Origin of the sequence: Chitinophaga qingshengii, assembly GCF_014529935.1 — a bacterium.
Taxonomy (GTDB): Bacteria; Bacteroidota; Bacteroidia; order Chitinophagales; family Chitinophagaceae; genus Chitinophaga; species Chitinophaga qingshengii.
This window is the reverse complement of sequence record NZ_JACVFC010000003.1, coordinates 116,056-140,832: the sequence shown is the minus strand read 5'-3', so window position 1 is coordinate 140,832 and position 24,777 is coordinate 116,056. Positions and strand designations below refer to the sequence as shown.

The following is a 24,777-nucleotide window of genomic DNA, read 5'->3' as shown; positions in this document are numbered from 1 at the left end:
AGCAGATATAATTGTTATCTCTTACCGTAGTATTGTTATCCAACCTTTGTATTTCTTAACGCCGTCCGGCTTCCTTACTTCCAGGATATAGTAGTAGGTCGCTTCGTTCAGGTTGGAACCGTTCCAGTCGTTGCGGTAATCTTTGGACTGATATACCATACTTCCCCAACGGTTGTAGATATAGATCGCCGATCCGGGGTATTTTTCCAGGCCACCGATAATAAATCTTTCATTTTTACCATCACCGTTTGGTGTGATCACGTTCGGGAATGAGAGGTCGGATCCTTCTATCGCCACACGCGATACCGCCACGTTATTGGTACTGTCGGCATCCGGCATGTTGGTACTGTAGGCACTGGCTTCGTTGATCAGTTGTCCGCCTTCAATCACGCGGGTGGTCAGCGTCATTTGTACCGATGCGCCAGCCGCCAGATCGCCGATGTTCCAGGCTACCAGTTTGGTGTCTGCCGATACCACTACTTCTCCCCTTTCGGCCGCTGTATGGGTAGGCACATCCAGCTGTACCGGCAGGCGGTCTTCCGCCCGTATGCTGGTCACCGGTAGGTTACCGGCGTTCTTCACCGTGATACGGTAGGTCAGGTTCTGACCCATACGGTAAGGACCTGTAACCGGTGCGACGATCTCTTTGGTAACGATCAGGTCACCGGCCATTTTATCGGTATCCGTGATGGTGACAGTGGCTTCCTTCGCTGTACCCGTGGTGAAGGTGTAGCTGGCGGATGTTCCGCCCGTCAGCATGAACACGACTGTTTCCGGTTCTTCCACTTCGTTATCATTCAGCACACTAACAGGAACGGTTACACTGCCGGCGCCTGCCGGTATGGTAATCTTACCGGTGATGGCGGCGTAGTCTGCATCCGGAGTAGCACTGCCGCTGATCATATATTGTACCGTGATCGGCTCTGCCGTGCGTTTGCCGCTGGCCAGGCTGATGGTAAATTCGCCGTTAACGCCGGGTTCCACTGCATCCGGCTTGCTGGCGGTCACTACCAGGCTCAGATCTGTGTTGTCATCATCCGCGATGTTAACGGTGGCGTTGCTGTTAGCACCCACCGTATAGACTATATTGGATGATTTACCACCGGAAATAGTGAGTACCACTGTTTCCACGGGTTCTATCAGATCGTCATCGGACACATTCACGGGGACGGTTACACTGCTTTGGCCTGCAAGTATGACTGCGGTGCCGGTAAGGGCGGTGTAGTCGCTGCCCGCAGTGGCCGTACCGGTTACGGTATAGGTAACGGTAATATCTGTCACCGGTATTTTACCACTGGCCAGGCTGATGGTGAACTCACCCGGTGTAGCCGGTTCAGCAGCATTCGGTTTGCTGGCATTTACCGCCAGGTCCAGGTTTTTATTGTCATCATCCGCGATGGTTACAGTAGCGGTGTTAGCTGCAGCTGGTTTGAAGACAAGGCTGCCTGCCGTTCCGCCGGTACCGGTTATCACCACTGTTTCATCCCCTTCAATCAGCTGGTCATCGCTAACGGTCACCGGAACGGTTACATCATTATGACCGGCCAGTATGATGGCGGTGCCGCTGAGCGTCGTGTAGTCGGTACCGTTGATAGCAGTACCTGCTATGGTGTAGGTAGCGGTGATGTCCATCACAGCGGTTACATCTTTCGGGAGACTGATACGGAAGCCGCCATTCGTGTTCGGTTCTGCACCATCTGCGTCTTTGGTAATGCTCAATACCAGCGTCGCATCCTGGGTTTCATCATCGAGGATGTCCACGGTAGCGCTGCCCGCAGCGGTGAAGGTGAAATGATCTGAGCTGGCGCCGGTTTGTGTCAGTATCACCGTTTCTGTTCCTTCTATGATTTTATCATCTGCTACGGTGACATCTATATTCACGCTGTCCTTACCTGCCGGGATGATAGCAGCGCCGGTAAGCGCTGTATAGTCGGCGCCTGCGGTAGCTGTACCGGCTATGGTGTAATTCACTTTAATTTCTTCCGAAGAAGTAACGCCTTTCGGCAGCTTAATGGTAAAGTAACCGTTGGTGGAAGGTTCTGCACCATCTGCACCTTTGGAGACGGTCAGCACCAGTTTAGCCGGTGTTTTGGTTTCATCATCTTCAATATTCACGGTAGCTGTATTGTTACCCGTGAAGCTGAAGTGATCGGAAACACCGCCATTCAGGGTAGCCGTCACCGTTTCTGTGATTTCGATGATCTCGTCATCCATTACTATTACAGGAATGGTTACGGAAGGCTGGCCCGCTTTGAGCACTACCGTGCCGGTGAGGGCTTGGTAATCCGCATTTGCAGTAGCACTGCCGGCCACGGTGTAGCTTACGGTGATGTCTTCTGAAGAAGTGATATCAGCAGGGAGACTCACCTTAAAGCCGCCATTGATATTTGGTTCCGCACCATCTGTGTCTTTAGCGATGCTCAGTACCATGCTGGCCGGGGTGATACTTTCATCATCCGCAATATTAACAGTAGCCATGCCTGAACCCGTAAAGGTCATGTGGTCTGAAGCGCCACCGTTTAACGTCATGGTTACTGTTTCCGTTTGTTCGATCACCTTATCATCTTTCACATTAACGGGCACGTCTGCTTCGCTTTTACCGGCAGGAATGATGACCGTTCCGGTGATAGCGGCGTAATCATCACCACTGGTAGCGGAACCACCGATAGTATAATTCACCCGTATCTCTTCCGCCGTTCTGATACCATTTGGCAGACTGATAGTAAAGCTGCCGTTGGTAGCCGGTTCTGCGGCATCTGCTTTTTTAACAATATTCAGGGTACGGTTAGCTGGTGTATCTTCATCGTCGATGATATGAACAGTTGCGCTGTTGCCACCGGCAAAGGTGAAGCTGGTTGATTTTCCGTTGGTGATGGTCAGCACTACGGTCTCAGTACCTTCCAGCAGGTCGTCATCCAGTACCGGTACAGGGACCGTCACCTTATTCACGCCGGCAGGGATCAGTACGGAGCCACTCAGCGCCGTGTAGTCATCGCCGGCTGTAGCCGAGCCGCCGATGGTGTAGTATACTGTCACTGGTTCGGAGGATTTAATATCTCCCGGGAAGCCAATGGTGAACTCACCCGCGGTACCTGGTTCTGCCCCATCTTTGGAAGCCGTTACCAGTATTACCTTGTTGGCATCGGTGTTATCATCGTCCGCAATATCCACGGTGGCCGTGTTATTACCGGTGAAGGTAAAGTGACCCGAAGCGCCGCCAGCGAGTGTAATCTCTACGGTTTCTGTATTTTCTATCAGTTGATCGTCGATAACCGGTACCATAATGTCAACGCTGTCTTTTCCGGCAAAGATGACGGCACTGCTGCTGATCGTTGCGTAATCCGTACCAGCGATAGCTGAACCAGCGATGGTGTAGTTGACGGTTACGTTTTCTGCCACGGTGATGCCTTTAGGCAGGCTGATCGTGAACATACCGTTGGTAGCCGGTTCTGCGGCATCTGTCGCTTTCTTCACCGTCAGTACCCGGTTGGCAGGTATATCATCGTCATCTGCAATATTCACCGTAGCATTGTTGTTACCGGTGAAAGTAAAGCTGGTGGATTTACCGCCACTCAGCGTCATCGTCACCATTTCAGTGCCTTCGATGATCTTATCATCCCCGACAATCACGGGAACGGTTACACTACCTGGCTGACCGGCCGGAATAGTAATCACTCCGGTGATGGCTTTATAATCCTTATCAGGAGTAGCAGAACCGGTAATGGTGTAATTCACGGTGATCTCTTCCGTACAGGTAACATTTGCCGGCAGGCTAATCTTAAAGCTGCCATTGGTACCTGGTTCCGCTGCATCGCCATTGTTGGTAACGGTCAGTACCCGGTTGGCAGCGATATCGTCGTCATCGGTGATATACACGGTAGCGCTGTTATTTCCCGTGAAGACGAAGTGGTCGGATTTACCGCCGTTCAGTGTCATGATCACCTCTTCGGTGCCTTCAATGATCTGGTCATTGCTGACGGTTACCACTACCGGTACTCCGCCTGGTACTCCTTTAGGGATCACCACCGAACCGTCCAGTGTAGCATAGTCAACACCGTTTTCAGCGGAACCGCTGATGGTATAATTTACCGTGATGTCTTCTGAAGCGGTGTACCCTGCAGGCAGACTGACAAAGAAGCTACCGTTAGTGGCAGGTTCAGCGCCATCGGCTTTTTTAGTCACCAGCAATACACGATTAGCGTCGGTATCGTCATCATCAGCAATATTCACGGTAGCCTCCGCGTTGGTGGCGCTGGCGGTGAATACAAAGGTGTTGCTGGTGCTGGCGCCGTCAATGAGCGTCATCACCACGTTTTCACTGCCTTCGATGATCTTATCATCCATCACTTTAACGATAACGTCTACACTGTCTTTACCAACCGGAATGATAGCGGTACCATTGAGGGTTTCGTAATCAACGCCGCCAATCGCATCACCGGAAATTTTGTATTTCACGATAACATCTTCCACACAGGTAATGCCTTTCGGCAAGCTGATGGTGAATTTACCGTTGGTACCCGGTTCCGCGGCATCGCCTCCGTTTTTCACACTGAGCACGCGGTTGGCCATTGTATTGTCATCGTCTGTGATATTCACAGTTGCACTACCCTCCGTACTGGCTGGTACCAGCGTAAAGTTGGCAGAAGAAGCGCTGGCAGCCATAATAACAACATCTTCTGTTTTTTCTATGATCTTATCATCTTTTACCTGTACCGGTATGATCACATTGGTGGAGCCGGCAGTGAGCAACACACTTTTGGTCAGTGCTGCATAGTCATCATCTGCGGTGGCGGAGCCGGCAACCGTGTAATAGATCATAATATCTTCTGACGCGGTGTAATCCTTAGACAGACCGATTGTGAAGGAACCGTTTGTGGACGGTTCTGCACCATCCACCGGATCGGTGACCCGGATGATCAGGTTTGCCGGAACGTTATCATCGTCCGCGATGTTCACCGTCGCAGTACCGTTAGTAGTGCTGGCCGTGAAGCCGAAGTGTTCACTGGAACCACTGGTGAGTTTCATATCTACCGTTTCAGTGATTTCAATCACCTTATCATCCAGCACAGGTACAGTTACGGTTACTTCTCTTTTAGTAGCGGGAATAGTAGCAGTACCGCTCAGAGCCACATAATCCGCTTTGGTGGCAGCCGAGCCACCGATAGCAGTACCCGTTATCTGGTAGTTGACAGTGATGTCTTCTGTTGCATAGATATCCGGCGGCAGACTGATCGTGAACTCACCATTAGTACCCGGTTCTGCGGCATCGGCGGTTTTTCTTACAGACAGTACGCGGTTAGCCGGATTGTTATCATCATCCTCTATGTTCACGGTAGCAGTACCGGTGCCGGTCCAGATGAAATGTGCGGAGGTACCGCCATCAAGCGTCATGATCACGTCTTCGGTGATTTCAATCAGCTGATCGTCGGTCACGATCACCGGCACGGTAACATCCGGGTGATTGGCTTTAATCACCGCCGTACCACCGAGAGTCTCGTAATCCGTTCCATTAAGGGCACTACCGGTTATTTTATATTTCACCGTTACATCCTCTGATGCGGTATAACCTGCCGGCAGTTTAATAACGAAGGAACCGTTAACATTCGGCTCGGCGCCGTCATTGCCTTTGGTGACGGTCAGCACGAGGTTAGCCGGCGCACTGTCATCGTCGGCGATATTCACGGTAGCATTGCCGGTACCGGTGAAAGTAAAGCTGCTTGATGAACCGCCTGCCAGCGTAGCTTCCACCGTTTCAGTAGGCTCAATGATAAAATCATTGGATACTATAACGGGAACGTCTACACTGCTTCCGCCCGCAGGAATGATAGCTTTTCCTGTCAGCGCGGTATAGTCATCACCCGGGGTAGCACTGCCCACCGCTGAGTAAAGAACGGTAATGCTTTGTGACGTTCTGATATTATCAGGCAGACTGATGGTAAAGCCGCCATTGGTAGACGGCTCTGCTGCGTCTATTACCGGTTTGATAGTCAGTACCAGGTTAGCCGGATTCGCAGCTTCATCATCTGTGATATTGACGGTAGCGGTGGCGTCTGTGCTGGCCGGTACAAAGCGGAAATTATCGCTCTTACCGCTCACCAGGCTCACCACCACGTCTTCTGTCGGTTCGATGAGGTTGTCATCTTTAACAGCGACGATCAGATCCACCGTGGTCTCTCCTGCCGGCAGTTCTATGCTGCCGCTGAGCGCATCGTAGTCATCACCGGCGGTAGCTGAACCAGCAATGGTATAGTTCACCGTGATGGGTTCTGAAGATTTATAAGTACCCGGCAGGCTAATGGTAAAGGCCCCGTTGGAAGCTGGTTCTGCACCATCATTTTTCTTTTTGATGCTCAGTACCAGGTTAGCCGGTGTATTATCGTCGTCCAAAATATTCACTGATGCCATGTTGTTTGCACCGGCAGTCAGTGTAAAGTGATCACTGGCACCATCTTTCAGCGTCAGCACCACTGTTTCAGTTTGCTCAATGAGCTGATCATCTTTAACGGTTACCGGTACTATTACACCGTCGCTGTTAGCCGGGATGATGGCAGTGATACCGATAGGTTCATAGTCAGTGCCATTTTCCGCAGTGCCAGTGATAGTAAAGTTGACGGTCACCGGTTCATCTATAGTTATCTTATCCGGCAGACTGATTTTGAATGCGCCATGGGTAGCCGGTTCCGCTGCGTCAGCGATCCGTTCCACACGCAGGACCAGGTTGGCCGGTATACCATCGTCATCTGTGATGTTGACGGTAGCGTTGCCGGTACCGGTGTATGGCGCCGCACCTGTTCCGCCGTTGAGCGTCATGGTCACGGTTTCTGTCAGTTCAACAATGTCGTCATTCTTCACATTCACGGGAACGAATACACTGTTGTCACCCGCCAATATGGTCACGGTATGCGTGATGGCTTCGTAATCCTTATCAGGAGTGGCCGTACCACTTATGCTGTAGTTTACGGTTACCGGTACTGCTGCGGTATAGTCCTTCGGCAGACTAATTTTGAACTTGCCGTTGGTACCCGGTTCGGCAGCATCGCCGTCGTTGACAATGGTCAGCACACGATTAGCCGGGATATCATCATCATCCGCAATGTCGATGGACGCTGTTTTGCCGGAAGGATCGGCGGTGTAGACGAATCCGGGAGAAGTACCACCGGTAACGGTGAGTTCAACGGTTTCTGTGCCTTCTATGATCTTATCGTCGATCACGGGAACCATCACATCTACATCATGACCATTGGCAGGAATTACCGCGGTGCCGGTCAGCGTCGTATAGTCTTTGCCGTTTTCAGCGGTACCTGCGATGGTGTAGGTCACCTTAACAGGCTGTTGTGAATACACATTGGGCGGCAGACTAATGGTAAATGCGCCATTAGTGCCCGGTTCTGCGGCATTTGTTTTCCTGGTGACGCTCAGTACCTGGTTAGCCGCCGTGTCGTCGTCATCAGCAATATCCACGGTAGCAGTGCTGTTACCGGTTGATGGTGTAAAGACGAAATTGCTGCTGATGCTCTTGCCGCCAGTCAGGGTGATAACTACGGTTTCAGTACCTTCTATCAGCTGATCATTCTTAACAAGTACTGGTATAACAGCAGTACCCGGTTGACCGGCCAATATCCTGGCGGTGCCGTTCAGCGGTTGATAATCGTCGCCGGCGGTAGCGGTGCCATCAATGGTATAGGTTACGTCGATGTCTTCGGAGGCGGTATAACCGGCCGGCAGACTGATCGTAAACTCACCGGGAGTACCTGGTTCAGCGCCATCGGCGGTTTTCTTCACCAGCAGTACGCGGTTAGCGTCTGTATTGTCATCATCGGTGATGTTGATCAGGGCGTTATTGGCCGTACCTGGCGTGTAGTCAAATCCGTTCCCGTCTTTACCGCCTGTCAGTGTCAGTATAGCCGTTTCCGTAGGTTCGATGATTTTATCATCTACTACCACCAGCGGAATGGTAACGCTGTTACTTCTGGCCGGCAGCGTAACGGTATTGATCGTATAGTCGTCGTTCAGTGTAGCGGAACCGCTCATCGTGTATTGCAGCGTAATAGCCGCCGCGGAAGTATAATCATCCGGCAGGCTGATGGTGTAAGCGCCATTGGAGCCTGGCTCTGCGGCATCGGTTTTCTTCACGACGGTCAGTACCTGGTTGGCTGCTTTCGCGTCATCGTCTGCTATGTCAATGGTAATGTTATCCATCGTCACGTCAGGCTTAAAGATGTAGGCATTATTAACAGCATCTTTGGCACTGCCGGACAAGATTGTAATCTTCACGTTTTCCGTCAGCTCAATGATCTTATCATCTTTTACGATGAGTGGCACCGATACATTGGGGCTGTTGGCTGGTATGATAATATCACCCAACGCCTCATAATCTTCGCCGGAAGTAGCGGTACCGGATACACGGTAACCGATGGTAACAGGCCACGCGACAGTAGCGCCATTCTTGAGCTGCACAGTGAAATTACCGTTCAGAGCAGGTTCGGCAGCATTGTTACCGGCAACGATCTGTATGTCGGCACTGCTGGTAGCGTTCACATCGATGATATTGACTACCGCGCCATCAGCGGCCTGGTCTATCGTGAATGGCAGGGCACCGGAGACGGCGTTGGTGAGTTTTAATATCACCGTTTCAGGTCCTTCAATCTTATTATCATTTATCGCATCTACGTCAATAAATACTTCATTGGCGCCCGCCGGTATCACAATTTTACCTGCTGTCAGGTTTAGTAAATTATAATCATCAACGTTGTCGGCAGTACCTGCCAGAGAGAAACTCACCACCACGTCCTGTGAGCTGGTCACATTCGGCGGCAGGGAAATCCTGTACTGACCATGGGTAGTACCTTCTACGGCATCCGATACTTTCGTCAGCAATACCACATTACTGTTGGATAAATAGTCATCGTCCGCGATGTTCACTGTAGCGAAACCGCCACCACTGGCCACCGTATAGTTGAACGGACCATCGTTACCACCGGTGATGGTCAGGTCCACCGTTTCCGTAGGCTCAACAATCTTATCGTCGATCACATTCACGGTAACAGTGGCATCTGTTTTACCGGCAGGGATAGTAATAGTACCCAACGCCTGGTAATCCCCGGTGGAAGTAGCAGTACCGGATACGGAGTAAGTCACCGTAATATCCCTGGCAGAGGTGATACCCGCAGGCAGGCTCACCAGGAAACTACCGTTGGTGGCTGGTTCTGCGGCATCGGCCTTGTGCGTAACCGTCAATACCTGGTTAGCAGCTGTATTATCATCGTCATCTATTGTCACCACCGCGTTTTTGCTGGTAGCGCTGGCAGTATAGTTAAAGCCGGCGCTGGTACCACCGGTAATAGTGAGACTCACATCCTCCTGCCCTTCAATGATATCATCATTGATCACGGTCACGGGAACGGTTACACTCGGCTGACCAGCCAGAATGGTAGCTTTACCTGACAGCGTGTTATAATCCTTGCCATTGGTAGCGGAGCCAGCGATGATATAAGTCACGGTGATGTCTTCCGATGGGAGGATATTTGGCGGCAGGCTGATTTTGAATTTGCCGTGGGTGCCTGGTTCTGCGGCGTTGCCATCGTTGGTAACGCTCAGTACACGGTTAGCCGCGGAGTTGTCGTCATCCAGGATATTCACCGTAGCAGTGCCGTTGGTTGGACTGGCCGTATATGCCAGGCCTCCGCCGTTGCCGTCGGTCAGGTTCATGATCACCGTTTCGGTGTTTTCCACCAGCTGATCATCGATCACCTCAACGGGCACGGTTACACTGGGATCTCCCGGGAGCAGGGTCGCAGAGCCGGAGAGGGCCTTATAATCGGACCCACTGGTGGCTGTGCTGGTACCTGCAATGGTATAGTTGATCGTAATAGGTGCGGATGCCGTATAACCGGTAGGCAAGCTGATGGTAAAGGCACCGTTGGTACCTGGTTCTGAAGCATCGCCGCCGTTGGTCACCTGCAGTACCTGGTTGGCCGCGATGTTGTCATCATCGGCAATATCAGCGGAAGCATTACCATTGGTGGCGCTGGCAGTGAAAATAAAGCTGGTGCTCTTTCCATCGGCCAGGGTGAGCGTGATGGTTTCTGTGCCTTCTATAATTTTGTCATCTGCAATCGTTACAGGAATCAATACATTATTATCGCCTGCAGGCAATAATACGCTGGTAGCCAGGGTCGTGTAGTCTTTACCGTTGGTAGCTGTACCACTGATGGCATAGTTAACCGTTACCGGTTCGGACGAACTGATCTTACCTGGCAGGCTCACCTTGAAGCTGCCGCTGGTAGCCGGTTCTGCGAGGTCGGCTACTTTTTCGATACGCAGCACACGGTTAGCGGCAGTATTGTCGTCATCGGCAATATTCATCGTTTCCTTGCCATTGGTCGGGCTTGGCGTGAATACGAGGCTACCGGATTTACCTTCGGTAATGGTTACCTCTACGGTCTCTGTATTCTCAATGAGGTCATCATCCATCACGTTGACCGGCAGGGTAACCCCGTCCGCATTGGCCGGGATGGTCACGGTACCGCTCAGGGCAGCGTAATCCTCCCCAGCAGTAGCTGAACCGGCTACGGTATAAGTGACGGTAATCGGCGTGGAGACGGTGACATCTTTTGGCAGGCTGATTTTGAAAGTATTATGCGTGGCCGGTTCGGCAGCATCGCCGTTTTTGGTAATGCTCAATACACGGTTGGCCGGTACATCATCGTTATCAATAATATTAGCAGTAGCAGTACTTTCCGCAGCATCCGGCGTAAAGATAAAGTCAGCAGAAGAGGCGCTGTTAATGGTGATTATCACGTTTTCAGTACCTTCTATGATCTGATCATCCACGACAGTACCTTCTATAGCGGCGGAAAGATCGCCGGCAGGCAACGTAACTGTTCTGCTGAAGTCTGCCGCCGTTACGCCATTATAGTCGGTACCTAATATAGCGTTACCGCCGATGGTGTAGTTAATAGTGACAGGTTGAGAGATGGTATAACCATTCGCGGGAAGTACTTTGAACTTCACCGTGTTGCCGCCTTCTGCACCATCATGCTCTACCTGCACCCGTATGATTCGGTTAGCAGCGGTTGCATCGTCATCGGCAATGTCCACAGTCGCGGCGGTAGCGCCCGGAGCAGCTGTAAAGGCAGCGCTGCCGGCGGTTCCTCCGGTAAGGGTCATGATAACGGTTTCTGTAGGTTCAATGATTTTATCATCGCTCACCGTTACCGGTACGATCACAAAAGGTTGACCAGCAGGGATAGTAGCGGTGGCGTTTATGGCCACATAGTCCGCTCCGCCGGTAGCCGTTCCCGTTATCGTATAATTTACCGTAACAGGCTTCGATGAGGTGATATTGGCAGGCAGGCTGATTTTAAATCCGCCGTTGGTACCCGGTTCGGCGGCATTGCCGTTGTTGCTCACGCTCAGCACCCGGTTGGCCGGTATATTATCGTCATCTTCAATATTAGCAGTTGCTTTTTCATTGGTTGTGCTGATGGTATAGCTGAAGTTCGTTGAGCTACCCTTGGTCAGCATCACTTCTACGGTTTCGGTATCTTCTATTTCCTGGTCGTTGATCACGCTGACAGGCAGCGTGATGTTGTCACGTCCTGCAGGAATAGTGGCGGTGCCGGTTAAGGCGGTATAGTCCTTATCTCCGATAGCAGATCCTGCTACGGTATAGGTCACAGTAATCGGCTCAGACGGGAACACCCCTTCCGGCAGACTGATCTTAAACAGTGCATTGGTACCAGGTTCCGCCCCATCGTTGACTTTGGTGATGCTCAGTACCCGGTTGGCCGGTGTATTGTCATCGTCCAGGATATTCACGGTAGCCTTGTTATTGGTGGGGTGGGCAGTGAATACAAAGCTGGTACTTTTACCGCTGGCAACCGTCAGGTCTACTGTTTCGGTGTTCTCCATCAGCTGATCGTTGATCACGGTAACAGGAACGAGTACACTGTTCTGACCTGGCAGGATGGTGGCGGAACCGCTCAGGGTTTCATAATCCGTGCCGTTGAGGGCAGTGCCGCTGATGCTGTAAGTAACCGTTACCGGTTCAGATGCAGTAATATCATCCGCAGGAGTGGCGCCTTTAGGCAGGGTTATTCTGAACTGACTATTGGTAGAAGGTTCTGCCGCATCTCCCCCATCGTTGATCACACTGAGTATGCGATTAGCCGCCGTATTATCGTCATCGGTGATATTAGCGAGGGCGCTTCCGTCTGTACCACTGGCAGTGAAAACAAAGCTGGTACTGGTACCGCCGCTTAGCGTTACGGTGACAGTCTCTGTGTTCTCAATGATCTTATCATCGATTACCTTGACTGGCAGGGTAATGCTGTTCTGTCCGGCATGCATCAGGACCGTCGTGCCCAGTGACGCATAGTCTGCGCCACTGGTGGCGGTTCCGGAGGATGTATAGGTTATGGTTATATCTTCAGCAGCAGTGATATCCTTAGGGAGGCTAATAGTAAACTCCCCATTGGTGGATGGTTCTGCAGCATCAATGGTCTTTTTGATACTCAGCACCCGGTTTATGGCCGTATTATCGTTATCAGCTATCGTTACAGATGCGCTGCCGTTATCGGGGCTGACCGTATAAGTAAATTTATTACTGCCGCCGCCGGTGAGCTTCACATCAACAGTTTCGTCCTGCTCAATGATCTGATCATCTATGACTGTAACGGGCAGGGGTACACTGCTGACGCCCGCCGGGAAAGTAAGGGAACCGGTAAGGGTGTTGTAATCCGTTCCATTGCCGGCACTACCGCTTACTTCGTAGGTAACGGTTATGGCTTCTGTAGGTTTAACATTGCCCGGTAAACTGATGGTGAACCCTCCATGGGTAGACGGTTCTGCTGCATCAGCAGCTTTCTTCACGCTCAGTACCAGGTTGGACGGTATATTTTCATCATCAATAATATTCACGGTAGCGGTGACAGCACTGGAGCGCGGTGTCAGCGTATAATGGTCGGTGCTGCCACCTGTCAGTGTTACGTCCACTGTTTCAGGCATTTCCAGTAAATCATCGTCCATGACCATTACGGGCAGGATGACGCCCGGCTGGCCGGCTGGGATCAATGCTGATCCGCTCAGCGTAATATAATCCGCGCCAGGCGTGGCCGTACCGGCAAAGGTATAGTTCACCCTGATATCTTCCGAGGAAGTAACACCCGCCGGCAGGCTGATGTTGAAGGCACCATTGGTAACAGGCTCTTTCGCATCTTTGGCCCAGGTAATACCCAGGGTTGTTTTAGCCGGATCATTGCTGTCATTATCAATAATGTTCAGCGTAGCGTTGGATTGTGTGCTGCTGATATGATAAGGGTTGCCGCTGGTAACGCCGGTAGCGGTGTTCAGGGCAACGGCTACATCTTCCGTGATTTCAAGAACGTTGTCATCCGTTACGATAACGGGCAAGGGTACACTGTTGGCCCCTGCCGGGAAGGTAAGGGTACCGGTCAGTGGCGTATAGTCAAGGCCGTTAGCAGCGGAGCCGGTCACGGTATAATTGACGGTGATATCTTCCTGTGCAGTAACGGTTCCAGGCAGACTGATGGTGAAGGCGCCATCCTGTGCCCCTTCTTTACCGTCCTGTCCTTTGGTGATGGCCAATACCTGGTTGGCAGTGGTGACGCCGCCAAAAGTGGAGAAGTTACGGATGCCGCTGAACTCAACGTAATCCACGCCATCCTGTTGACCGGTAGCCGAAGGTATCAGTTCACTGATATTGGCCAGGCCTTCCGGCGCCAGATCTGCCAGGGTGCTGGCAATATCGCCGGTATGTTTGAACCATGCCCAGCGTTGGGCACTGGTTACGCCGCGGGTACCGGAGAGCATATTTTCCGCATTGGTTTTTTCTGCCGGGTTCCAGAACAGGCGGAGGGTGACGCCGCCGTTCGCAGTCAGGTCGGCGCCGGTATAACTGATCTGTACCAGTCGGCGCATCAGTTGTGTACCGTAATCGGTGCCGCTGTTTTTGCCCAGCGCCGTGTTCATATTCCTGTTTACATCCACGAGGGCGGACAGTTTTGTCACATCCATCGTGTTGCCGTTCAGGGTAATGGAGGCAATATATTTATTGGCATCAGCCGGATCGATGAAATACAGGGTACCTTTATCGATACAGGTAGCCGCTACCGTCCTCACCGTAGCATCCGGTACCAGCGTAGCGGTACGTTGCAGGTGACTGGTAACGAGGGTAAATACCACGCCATCTTTCAGGGTGCTGACATTATCAAAGTTCACGATGCCTCCGTTGAAGCCGGATGCAGGTATTTCAGTTACAGCACCGGTAGTAAAGTCACCATCGCCATCTTCATCCACCAACACAGTGAAATCTGCTGCAGTAGTACCTTTCACTGTGATGCCGTTTAGGTTAAACTGCAGGCTGAGTGGCTGGGTATTCACATCGTAGTTGGTGAACTGTGTTTTCCATTCCTGTGTGAGACGTTCAGGGATACAGCTACCGACCGGCAGGTCTGTTCCGCTAACGGTAAGGGCGTTACTGTTGCTGCCCAGCAGCACATAACTTTTATCCGCACCGAAAGTATTGGTATTCTCCGCGTTGGTAGCTGCGATGGTACGCATGCCGATGGTCAGGATAGCACCTGTATGGATACTACGGGATTGTTTCTGTGTCAGTCCTTCCCTATCGTCGCGGCCAATACCGAAGATATTGTTTTTATAAGTGCCGTTGCCGGTGGCATTCCAGATCACGGAGCCGTCTGTAGCCAGGTAGTTCTGTGCAGTAGACTGGTCCAGCGTGATACCATATTTAACACCCAGGTAAGATTCTACTTTTTGAGATTCCGTTGGGGTGAGGGCTGATTTATAAACGATCAACTCAGGGATTTTCCCTTTGAAGATGCGGTTATCGAAGCCACTGGCATCTGTGGTGCGTCCTCCCAGCTCAAAGAATGAACCATCTGCCTGCGTTGCGCAATTGGTGCCTAATAGCGGACCTTGTTTTCCATTCAGCCAGGTACTTCCGCCCAGAGCGTTGTTTGCGCTGACGTAAAGGCCTCTGGCGATAACAGGACCTGCGTAGGTAGGTGTAGACTGCCCGACAGTACAGCCAGCACCGTCAAGGGCAAAATTACCATTGGATAAATAGTTCAATCCCCTGCCTGCGACCTGCGTCGTCCAGCTGCCATTGGAGCTCCAAACAGCTGTCAGGCCGTTTACCGGAAGTCCTGTAGGGGCAGCCACGGAGAAGATGGACAGGTTAGCAGATGTATTCCAGTTGACGGCAGCATCTCCCTTCAGGGATTTACCCAATGCGCCGGTAAAGTCCACCGACGGGTTAAAGTTAATACCATTGGGCACTTTGATGATATCCGCCGAAGCTGCGATAGGATCTGTATGAGCCTGTGGCGCCGCACGCAGTTCAGTACTCATAGAGCCGGCCTGGTTCAACCATTGTTCCACCTGGTTGCTGCCGTTCACCTGTACGTCTGCATCAGCTTTCACCCACAGCATTTCATTGGGTACACCGCCCGGCGCTGTTACATAGCTGGCGAAAGTAAAGTATTGTCCACTGTTCAGATCTGCGTTGGCAGTATAGCTGGCCACACCGTTTACATTGTTTTCAGTCAATTGAATAAACTGGTCGGCGCCATCAAATACATTATCGTTACTGATCACCAGGTAAGGTGTAGTAGCCACTTTCGGCAGCTGGTCTTTCCGCACGGCGATGATCACCCTACCTACCGTACCGGATTTCTGCACTTTCCAGATTCTTCCCATACGGGTGGTGACAGCCGGGTTGCCGTTGATAGCGGTGGCGAAGGTAGTAGTAGCGCCATCATCTCCCCATACCAGATAGGATTTATCTGCACCGAAAGTGTTGGTATTGCTCAGGTTATCCGCAGCGATACCGCCCAGGCCCACGATGGGCTGTAAGCCGGTGTTGACGCTCTGGCTTTGTTTCTGTGCCAGGCCTTCCACATCATCGCGGCCTATACCGGCAATGTTGTTTTTATAGGTGGCGTTGGCGTTGGCATCCCATACTTTGGTAGTGCCATCGGTAGCCAGATAATCAACCGGGGAAGTCTGATCTATCGTATAGCCGTACTTGATAGCCAGGTAAGTAGATACCCGTTGCAGTTCGTTGGTGTTTAACGCGGTGGGATATACGATAATATCTCCCAATGTGCCATTCCAGGCCTCACTATAACTATTCCAGGGCGCGCTGCCAACCGTAGCGCCACCGGCGACGGTATTCCACGCCTTGGCTGACGGTCCGCCCAATGTTTTCATTTTGCTGTACAGGGTAGCGTTACCGCCATTACCGGCCCATACGCCCACCATTTCATTAAATACGCCTGGCTGCCAATGCCCGGCTGCGCTGATCACATCATTGTTCCATCCTACAAAAATAGCAGCCCCGCTTCCGGCGACAGACGCAATACCACTGCCGGCGTTGTTAACGCCTCCGGCGCCGTAGGCAAGCATATATTCACCGGAGTTGAGATTTGTTGGGTTACCGGTACCGAAGATAGTCCTGGCGCTGGTGCCGCCTGGCAGTTTGGTGTAATCAAGATTCAGGTAATCACTGCCATCAAACTTCACCACCGGGTTGAAATTCGCGTTATTACCTGCGTTGTTCATATACCTGGGCTGGTTGGCGGCAGTAGCCTGTGTACCGTTGTTCAGGTCTGAAGCGTAATCGGTCCAACCGTTGATAGCCGTATTATCCGTTGTGCTGGAAGTACCGGCGTCTGCACGCAGCCAGAGGGAAGTACCCACTACTCCACCTGGTGTTTTGATGGCGGCGCCATAGGTAAAGAACTGCCCACTGGTCAGGTCTACATTAGCGGCGTAATGTTTTACGCCGTTGAGTGTCATAGCGGTTACCGGAATAAACTGGTCCGTGCCGTCGAAAACAGCATCGTTGCTGACGATGAGATATGTCTGTGCCGCATTGGGCAGCGCATCATAAGGCACGGCTACCTGTACGGCGCCCACGGTACCTGATTTCTGCACTTTCCATACTCTACCCATGCGATAGTTGGCTACCGGGTGACCGGTCAGCGGTGTTTTAAAGAGGCCACTGCCGGCATTGTCGCCCCATACCATGTATGATTTATCAGCGGTAAAGGCATTGGCATTACTGTTGTTTGTTTCTGAGAGATTATTGAGACCGATCGCCAGTTGCATACCGCTCATCGTATTGCGGGATTGTTTCTGGTTCAGGTCTTCGGCATCATCACGACCGATACCGGTGATATAATTCGTGTAACCGCTATTGGCGCCGGCATCCCATACGGTGCTGCCGTCCGTGGCCAGGTAATTGGTGGCGCCATTGTTAAGCGTGATACCATATTTGATGGCCATGTAGCTGTTTACTTTCTGTTGCTCAACCGGTGTAAGCGGACTGGTATAAACGATCAGGTCGCCCATACGGCCGTTATAGGAAACACCGTTGTTCGCGCCCAGCTGGAATGGTTGGCTACCGCCGGTGAATATGCTGGTATTATTTCCATTCTGCACATTTAAGCCATTCCTGTAAATAGATTGTTTGTTGGCGGCCAGGCTTACATTGCTGGTAGCAGTCCAGAGAATTACCTGATTGGTGATATCACCCGCATCATAAACAATGCGATTGCTGGTATATGGAGGATCCCAGTATACTTTGTTATCACCCCAGGTAGCGTGCAACGTAAACTGGTTTACACCAAGAGCAGGAGCCGGTTCTGTGAAAATGACAGTATTGTTGGCTACAGCCTGGCTACCTGCATAAAACGCGTAAGCGGTGTTGTAGCTGCCATTTTTCAGGAAAGAGTTACCATTCATCGCATGTGGTGCACCATTGAATTTCACCACCGGATTAAAGTTAATATTCGCAGCAGCATTGTCCATGTATATTGGCTGGTTGGCTGGTGTAGCCTGAGCCAAATTATTACCATTAGGGCTATAATCATTCCAGGCGCCGACAGGCGTATTGTCTGCCGTAGCGGAAGTAGCGATGTCTGCACGCAGCCACACCAGGTTGTTGCTGACTACCCCGCCCGGGTATTTCACCGGCGAGCCGAAAGTGAAGTATATTCCCTGCGGCAGCTCGCTGGAATTCAGGGTGATGGTTTTATCCGCAGTCAGCGGCAGTTCTTTATTGATCGTAGCAAAGGTAGGATCGGTGCTGATCAGCAGGTATACCTTCGTGCCGGTAGCATTGGCTTTCAGGGTAATGTTCTGGTCTGTCCAGCTGGTTTTACCCACTTTCCATACGCGTGGCAGGCGGCGGGTGGCATTGCTGCCGTTTACAACGGTAGTGTAAGAGGTTGCCGACTGGCCGTTATCTGCAAATACAAAGAAAGATTTATCGTTGTTAATCGTGTTTATATTCTGTTCGTTGGTCAACGGAATATTGTTACCCAAAGAAAGCGTCACAAAACCGGTATCTACGCTGAGGGATTGTTTGGTGTTCAGCGCGGTGGCATCATCTCTGCCGATGCCGGTGATACGGGATTTATAGATTGGATCGGCAGTCCAGTATTTGGAACCGTCGGTAGCCAGGTAATCGGTGGCGCCTTCGTTGATGGTGATTCCATATTTCAGACCGAGATAAGATTCTACCGACTGGCGTTCTGCGTCTGAGAGTATACGGTTATAAGCTACCACTTCTCCCATACCACCCTGCCAGTAAAATGCTCTGGCGGCCATCGTGCGGGAGCCGATAGAAACCAGGTTTTTGGTGAGTGGTGTTACCGTAAACGTTCCCTGATTATCGAGCTTGTGGTTCGCGAACATACGTATGCCATTGGGCGTATTGCTGGCCTGGGTAACGCTGAAAATATATGGTTTGTTAGCCTGGAAGGTGACAAGGCCTCCCATGCCCTGAACCGATGCGGCGTTCTCAATGTATTGTTGTTGCCCGGTGTTGACAACCCTGAATTCCATACCATGCGCGTCTCCTAATGCGCCGCTGCCCACCAGCTCTCTTACCGCTGCAAAGCCGGAGCCGCTGGCCACTGTAAAAATCGTGGCAGTGGATGGGTCTATACGGGTAGTATTGATATCGAGGAAGTCATCGGTACCATCGAATACAAGGCCATAGTTGAAGTTAAAGGCTTTCGCGTCGGTGATAGGTTGACTGGCGATCACACCCTGCAGCGCCTCATTACCCAGGTTGCTGTAATCGCTCCAGTTGCTGCCGCCGGACACACCGTCGTCTGCACGCAACCAGAAGGAAAGCCCGTTGGTAACACCATTCGGACCAGTGATGCTTTTGGCAAAGGTAAAATAAGCGCCATCAGCGAGCTGACTGCTGTTCAGCGTAATAGTACCATCAGCATTCATCGCATAAGCGGCATCACCTGCACCGAAAGTATTGTCGGCACTCACCAAAAGGTAAGTCCGTACGGAAGCGCCGGCCAGTTTGATGGTAATATCCTGGTCAGCCCAGTTGGTTTTCTGTGCTTTGAAAATGCGGGTCATGCGGCTGTTCACCTTATTAATACCGGTAACCGGTGTCTGGTAAGCAGTAGCAGCGGCGTCATCTCCAAAAGTAAAGAAGGAAAGGTCGTTGGCAATATTGGTTGTATTGGTTTTATTGGAAGCAGCAACGGCGGCACCGGCTGCGATGGTAACAATACCATTGTCAACAGACAGGGATTGTTTCTGCAGCAGCATGCCTTTATCGTCACGGCCAATACCGGTGATGCGGCTGGCATAAGCGCCTCCGGCAGTGGCTTTCCACATGGTGGTAGTACCATCGCTGGCTACATAATCCATGGGAGCATCGACACCTAAGGTAAGGCCATAGCGTAGCGCCATGTAGGACTGTACCTGCTGGCGTTCCAGGGTACTCAGTTTACGGGAGTATAATATTACCTCCGGCATATCACCGTTTAACACGGAATTGTGCCCGGCGCCGATATAATCTCTATTACCCACCGGCGATACAAAGTTTACTGCGTTCGTGTTGGCGGTCAGTAATATTTTACCATCGATACCCGCCGCCCAATCGTTGGCAGCACTCCATATATTCAGCAGATGCGGATTACGGACATTCATACCTGCGGGGTATGCAAAGTCCCTGCGGGCAGTATTGGAACCAAAGTAAGTATAGTGGTGATTATTGTTCCATACATACACGCCTTGTCCACCTGCGTAAGTTCCGCCAAATTCGAAAGGATAATTGACAGAAGCGGGATTGCTTGCATCGATATTGGAAGTTTGTATACTGAATATTTCACCAGCCGTGAAGGTATTGGCTACCTCCGGCTGTTGAATGAAATAGTTGCCGCCAGGTCCGCTGCCGGCGAAGCTGAGGCCGGGGTTAAAGTTAAAGGAAGCTTCTTTCCAGGTAATGGCTCCTGTGGTAGCCTGTGTCCATGTACGTTTGGATGTGCTCAGTTCCTTCCATTGTATAGCGTTGGTACCACTCAGTACTACTGCGCTATCGGCTCTTGTCCATACTTCCAGCCCACCTGCTACACCGGCTGGTGCAGCCTGCAGGATTGCGAAAGTAAAGAAAGTACCATCAGGCAGCTGATCACTGTCCAATGTAATATTGCCATTGGCATCCAGCGTATATACTTTGTCACCTGCACCGAAAGTTTCATCGTTGCTCACCAGCAGGGAGATGGTATTGTTTCCGCCGGTGAGAGATAAGGTGATAGGACTTTTAGCCCAGTTGGTGCGATCTGTTTTAAAGATACGCGCCATGCGTACGGTTAAATTAGTCAGACCGGTAACTGCCTGGTTATATTTGGCTGGCTGGCCGTTATCACTGATCGTAAAGAAAGAAAGATTGTTGGTGATATCCGTTATATTCTCTGCATTAGCGGTAGCCAGATTGCTGCCGATACCAATGGTTACATTGGCGTCGTCCAGCTGTGACAGGCTTTGTTTCTGCAACAGGGTACCGTTATCATCCCTGCCGATACCCGTGATACGTTCACCATAACCGGTATTCTTAGTGACAGTCCACATTTTAGTGGTACCATCACTGGCCAGGTAGTCGGTGGATACACCGGCGGCATTTTTCAGCGTAAGCGCATATTTCAGCGCGAGGTAGCTGTTCACCCGTGCACGCTCAGTTGCACTTAATTGCCGGTTGTAAAGAATCACTTCGGAGATACGGCCATTGAAAACAGACCCGTGCCCCGCTCCGATCGCGCTGTTGCCCGCCGCACCTCTGCTGAAAGATACCGCAAAGGTATTGCTGCTGCCGATTGTTTTACCATCGAAATTCATGGCCCAATCGCCGGGAGCGCTCCAGTTATTTAATATGTGGGCTTTTTGTATGTTAATGCTTCCCAACGCATACCCAGGCCTTGCATTGATACCGAAGTGCGTATATACAGATCCGCTATACGGATAATGTTGTGCCATGAGCGTTGAGCCGTCACCGCCAAATTCATACGGGAAGCTGGCGGCTGTAGCTGTGGCCGGCGTATTGGAATACTGTACGGAGAATACTTCACCGGCAGTATAACTTTCCGTGAACTTCGGTACGGTAAAAAAGTTATCGCCCGCGAAGCTGACAGCAGGGTTATAGTTGATGCCGTTCTTTGCCCAACCAACAGCTGCCGCACTGTTGAGCGGCCATTCCCGCTGTGCTGCCTGGTCCTGCCATTTGAGGATATTACCGTCTGCCACCGTAGCACCGGCATCTGCTTTTACCCATGCCTGTAAGTTTGCCGCTACACCACCAGGATACCGCAGTTGCTGACCGAAAGTAAAGTAAGCGCCATCTGCCAGGTCTGCACTGCTCAGTGTAACCGTTCCCGTACTGCTAAGTTTCAGTTCTTTGGTAACAGTACCGAAAGCGGCATCTGTGCTGATGAGCAGGTAATTATTACCTGCCCCGCCGGCCAGTTGCAGCGTTATCTGCTGACCATTATCCCAGGCAGCAGTTTTCTGTACGCGCCACACGCGGCCCATACGCTGATTGGCATTGGCGCTGGTAACGGCAGTGAAATAACCGGTATTTCCACCATTATCGCTAAAGGAGAAGAATACCTTGTCCTGCGTAAAACTATTGCTGTTGGCAGCATTGGAAGCGGCAATCACATTACCCAGCGCAATGGTAACGATACCACTGTCCTGGCTCAGGGACTGCTTCTGGTTCAGCATACTGCAATCCTCACGGCCAATGCCGGTGATACGTCGGCCATAACCTGTGTTGCTGGCAGCGGTCCATATTTGAACGGAACCGTCGCTGTTGATATAATCTGTTGCACCGCCATTGAGTGTAATACCGTATTTGATCGCCATGTAGGATTCAATACGTTGTATTTCCGCCGGTGTCAGATCACGGTTGTAGATGAATACTTCCGGTACAAATACTTTAGAAAATTCCGAATAGGCAGCGCCGCCCACATCCAAAGTCCATGCGGTAGCGCTGGAGGTGGGACCATTTTTGCGTAATACGCCGTTGCTTTTAAATTCGTATGCGCCATTGGCCGCTCTTTCAAAAGAATAGAGCTTACCTTTTGCCGTAACGGCGTTACCGGCATCCAGCCAGGCTTCTACGTACATACGATTCTCCATGCCCGCATGCCAGCCCATTAATTCATTACTACCGGAACTGGTGAATACGCGGCCTGTCTGGGAGCCTTCCAGCTGCCCCATCCCCATGATGGAATAAGCGCCGGATACCGCAGCCGTAGCCGGTACCAGGTGAGCGTCGTTGCCATCATAATAAATAGCCGGATTGAAGTTGACTATACCAGTAGTATTGTCCGGATCACCAACTACTGTCATATGATTTGCGTTACCGGAAATATCCCCCCAGTTGACGCCATTCACCGCCTGATCTGCCCTGTACCAGGCTACCACACCGCTATTCACACAAGCTGGTCCTCTGGAGGCCATCGGAATACCATTGCTAAACTCGGAAGTACCACAGGTATTGGCGGGTATGCGCAGCGTAGCTGTCCAGAAACCCAGGCCGGTAACACCCGGACCGGCATTATACGTGATCGTTTGGGTGGAAGTACCGGCAGACAATCCTGTTAAAGTCGTAACATAATATTGCCCGCTCGTTTTATTCGTAGCGGGATCGTTGGCATAAATATCAACGGTATATTGTGCACCGGCAACTATGTTCGGGATAGTAAGCTGTAACTGGTACTGCCCTCCCCCCTGCGCCGTGGAAGATAACAACACCGGCACTTTACCCGCAGCCGCGGTATAACTACAGTTACCACCGGCCAGTGAGATACCGGCAGCAGTATTATTATATATAGCGTTGCCGGTAATAATCACTTTGGTAGGCGCCACGTTAACAATACCCGCGCCACCATTGTCATGTATCACACAACCATCCACCTGCGCGTCTGTTACGCCGGCACTACCATAAAACCAAACACCGTGGTTAATGTTACTAACCACGGTATCGCCACTCAGGTCCACATCCGTCAGGGCATTGCTACCATTAACAACGATACCTGAGCGTTCATGACTATAAAACGAAGAACGGACGATATCTACATTATTCCTGGGAGCATCGCTGTAAAATTCAATCCCGTCAAAGTTTCGGGTAAATTTGGAATTGGTCAGCTGAAAATTGGTGGCGGCCCCCACTACAGAAATACCATCTACATCAAATTCATTAAACGTAACATTGTCGATCTTTACGCCGGCGGCAGCAGCATAAAAGCCAATGCCAACATCTGCGTCTTTTGTGTTGGAAATTTTGTCGCCGTTTAATATCGTGTTGGTACAGGTAAATCCATTGACTGTACTCTCAAACCGGATATGGGCATTTCCTCCATACTGACCGGGTATCCGGTTTTCTATTACTGCCTTATTGATAGTGATATTGCTGGCAGCGCCATTGAACCAAATGGCATGAATATCGTTCTCATTAATATTGATGTCATCAATGCCGATATTGCTGGTTGTATTAACAAAGCGGATAGCATAGTCCCCATCGTCATCCGACCCGATCACGTCCATGTCTATGCTGGTTTTTTTGACCTGAAAGCCGGTAGTGATGAAATCACAATAGATGCCCTGCGATACGCCACTCCATAAGCTATCAATGGTCACATTGCTGATTAATACGTTATTCGCCGTCTCTACAGCCCCTCCGCTGTTATTGAGCACGATAGCATTCTGAAAGCCGCTGATATTACTGTTGGTCAGCGTAAATCCGTTTACAGCTGCATCGCGGAATACAATACCTTCTGCTCCGCGGGTATTGTTTGCCGTACTGAGCTGGACGTTGTCCATGATCAGGTCGGTCTGCATGCCCCCTGCAAAATAAAATGCCCGTCCGATATGCGCAGCACCTGCGGGCTCTACATCGGTGGAAGAGATATTTCTTACCGTCAACCCGCTGGAGGCTCCCTGTACCCGCATAAACGCATTCAGGTAGTTGCCCACCGTACTGAAAGAACGTATATTGTCTACCGTTACCCCTGTTGTATTGGGGAAGATGTCCACGTTAATGTCCCCGTTATTCTGTACCGTGAAATTCCGGATGGTCACACTGTCGGCATTAATCACAAAAGGATTAATAATGGAATTGGTACCGGTAGCATACAGGGTGATCTTATTCTGCCCATCGATGGTCAGTTTCTTAACCGTAATCGTTGGCAGAGAAGTCGCCAACGTGATCTGGCCATGTACGCTGAACACGATCTGGTGCGGACCGGCGCCCGCAGCATTCGCATCCAGGATCGCCTGCCGGAATGAGCCGGGACCTCCGTCGTTGGTATTGGTAACGGGAAATACGCCGGCAGCAGCCGTCATCGTCATTGCCATGGCAAATAACGCCAGTAACAACCGCTTGCCGCTGTTGCTGAAAGACCTTACATCGGGATTCAT

The 24,777-nt window shown here is 51.2% G+C and carries 1 protein-coding gene; it reads right to left on the bottom strand.

The window, feature by feature from the left end:
- Positions 1-21 precede the first annotated feature (21 nt).
- On the bottom strand, positions 22-24,777 hold the full coding sequence (locus ICL07_RS20370; RefSeq protein WP_188089889.1) for a DUF8202 domain-containing protein: 24,756 nt from the start codon (positions 24,775-24,777) through the stop codon (positions 22-24).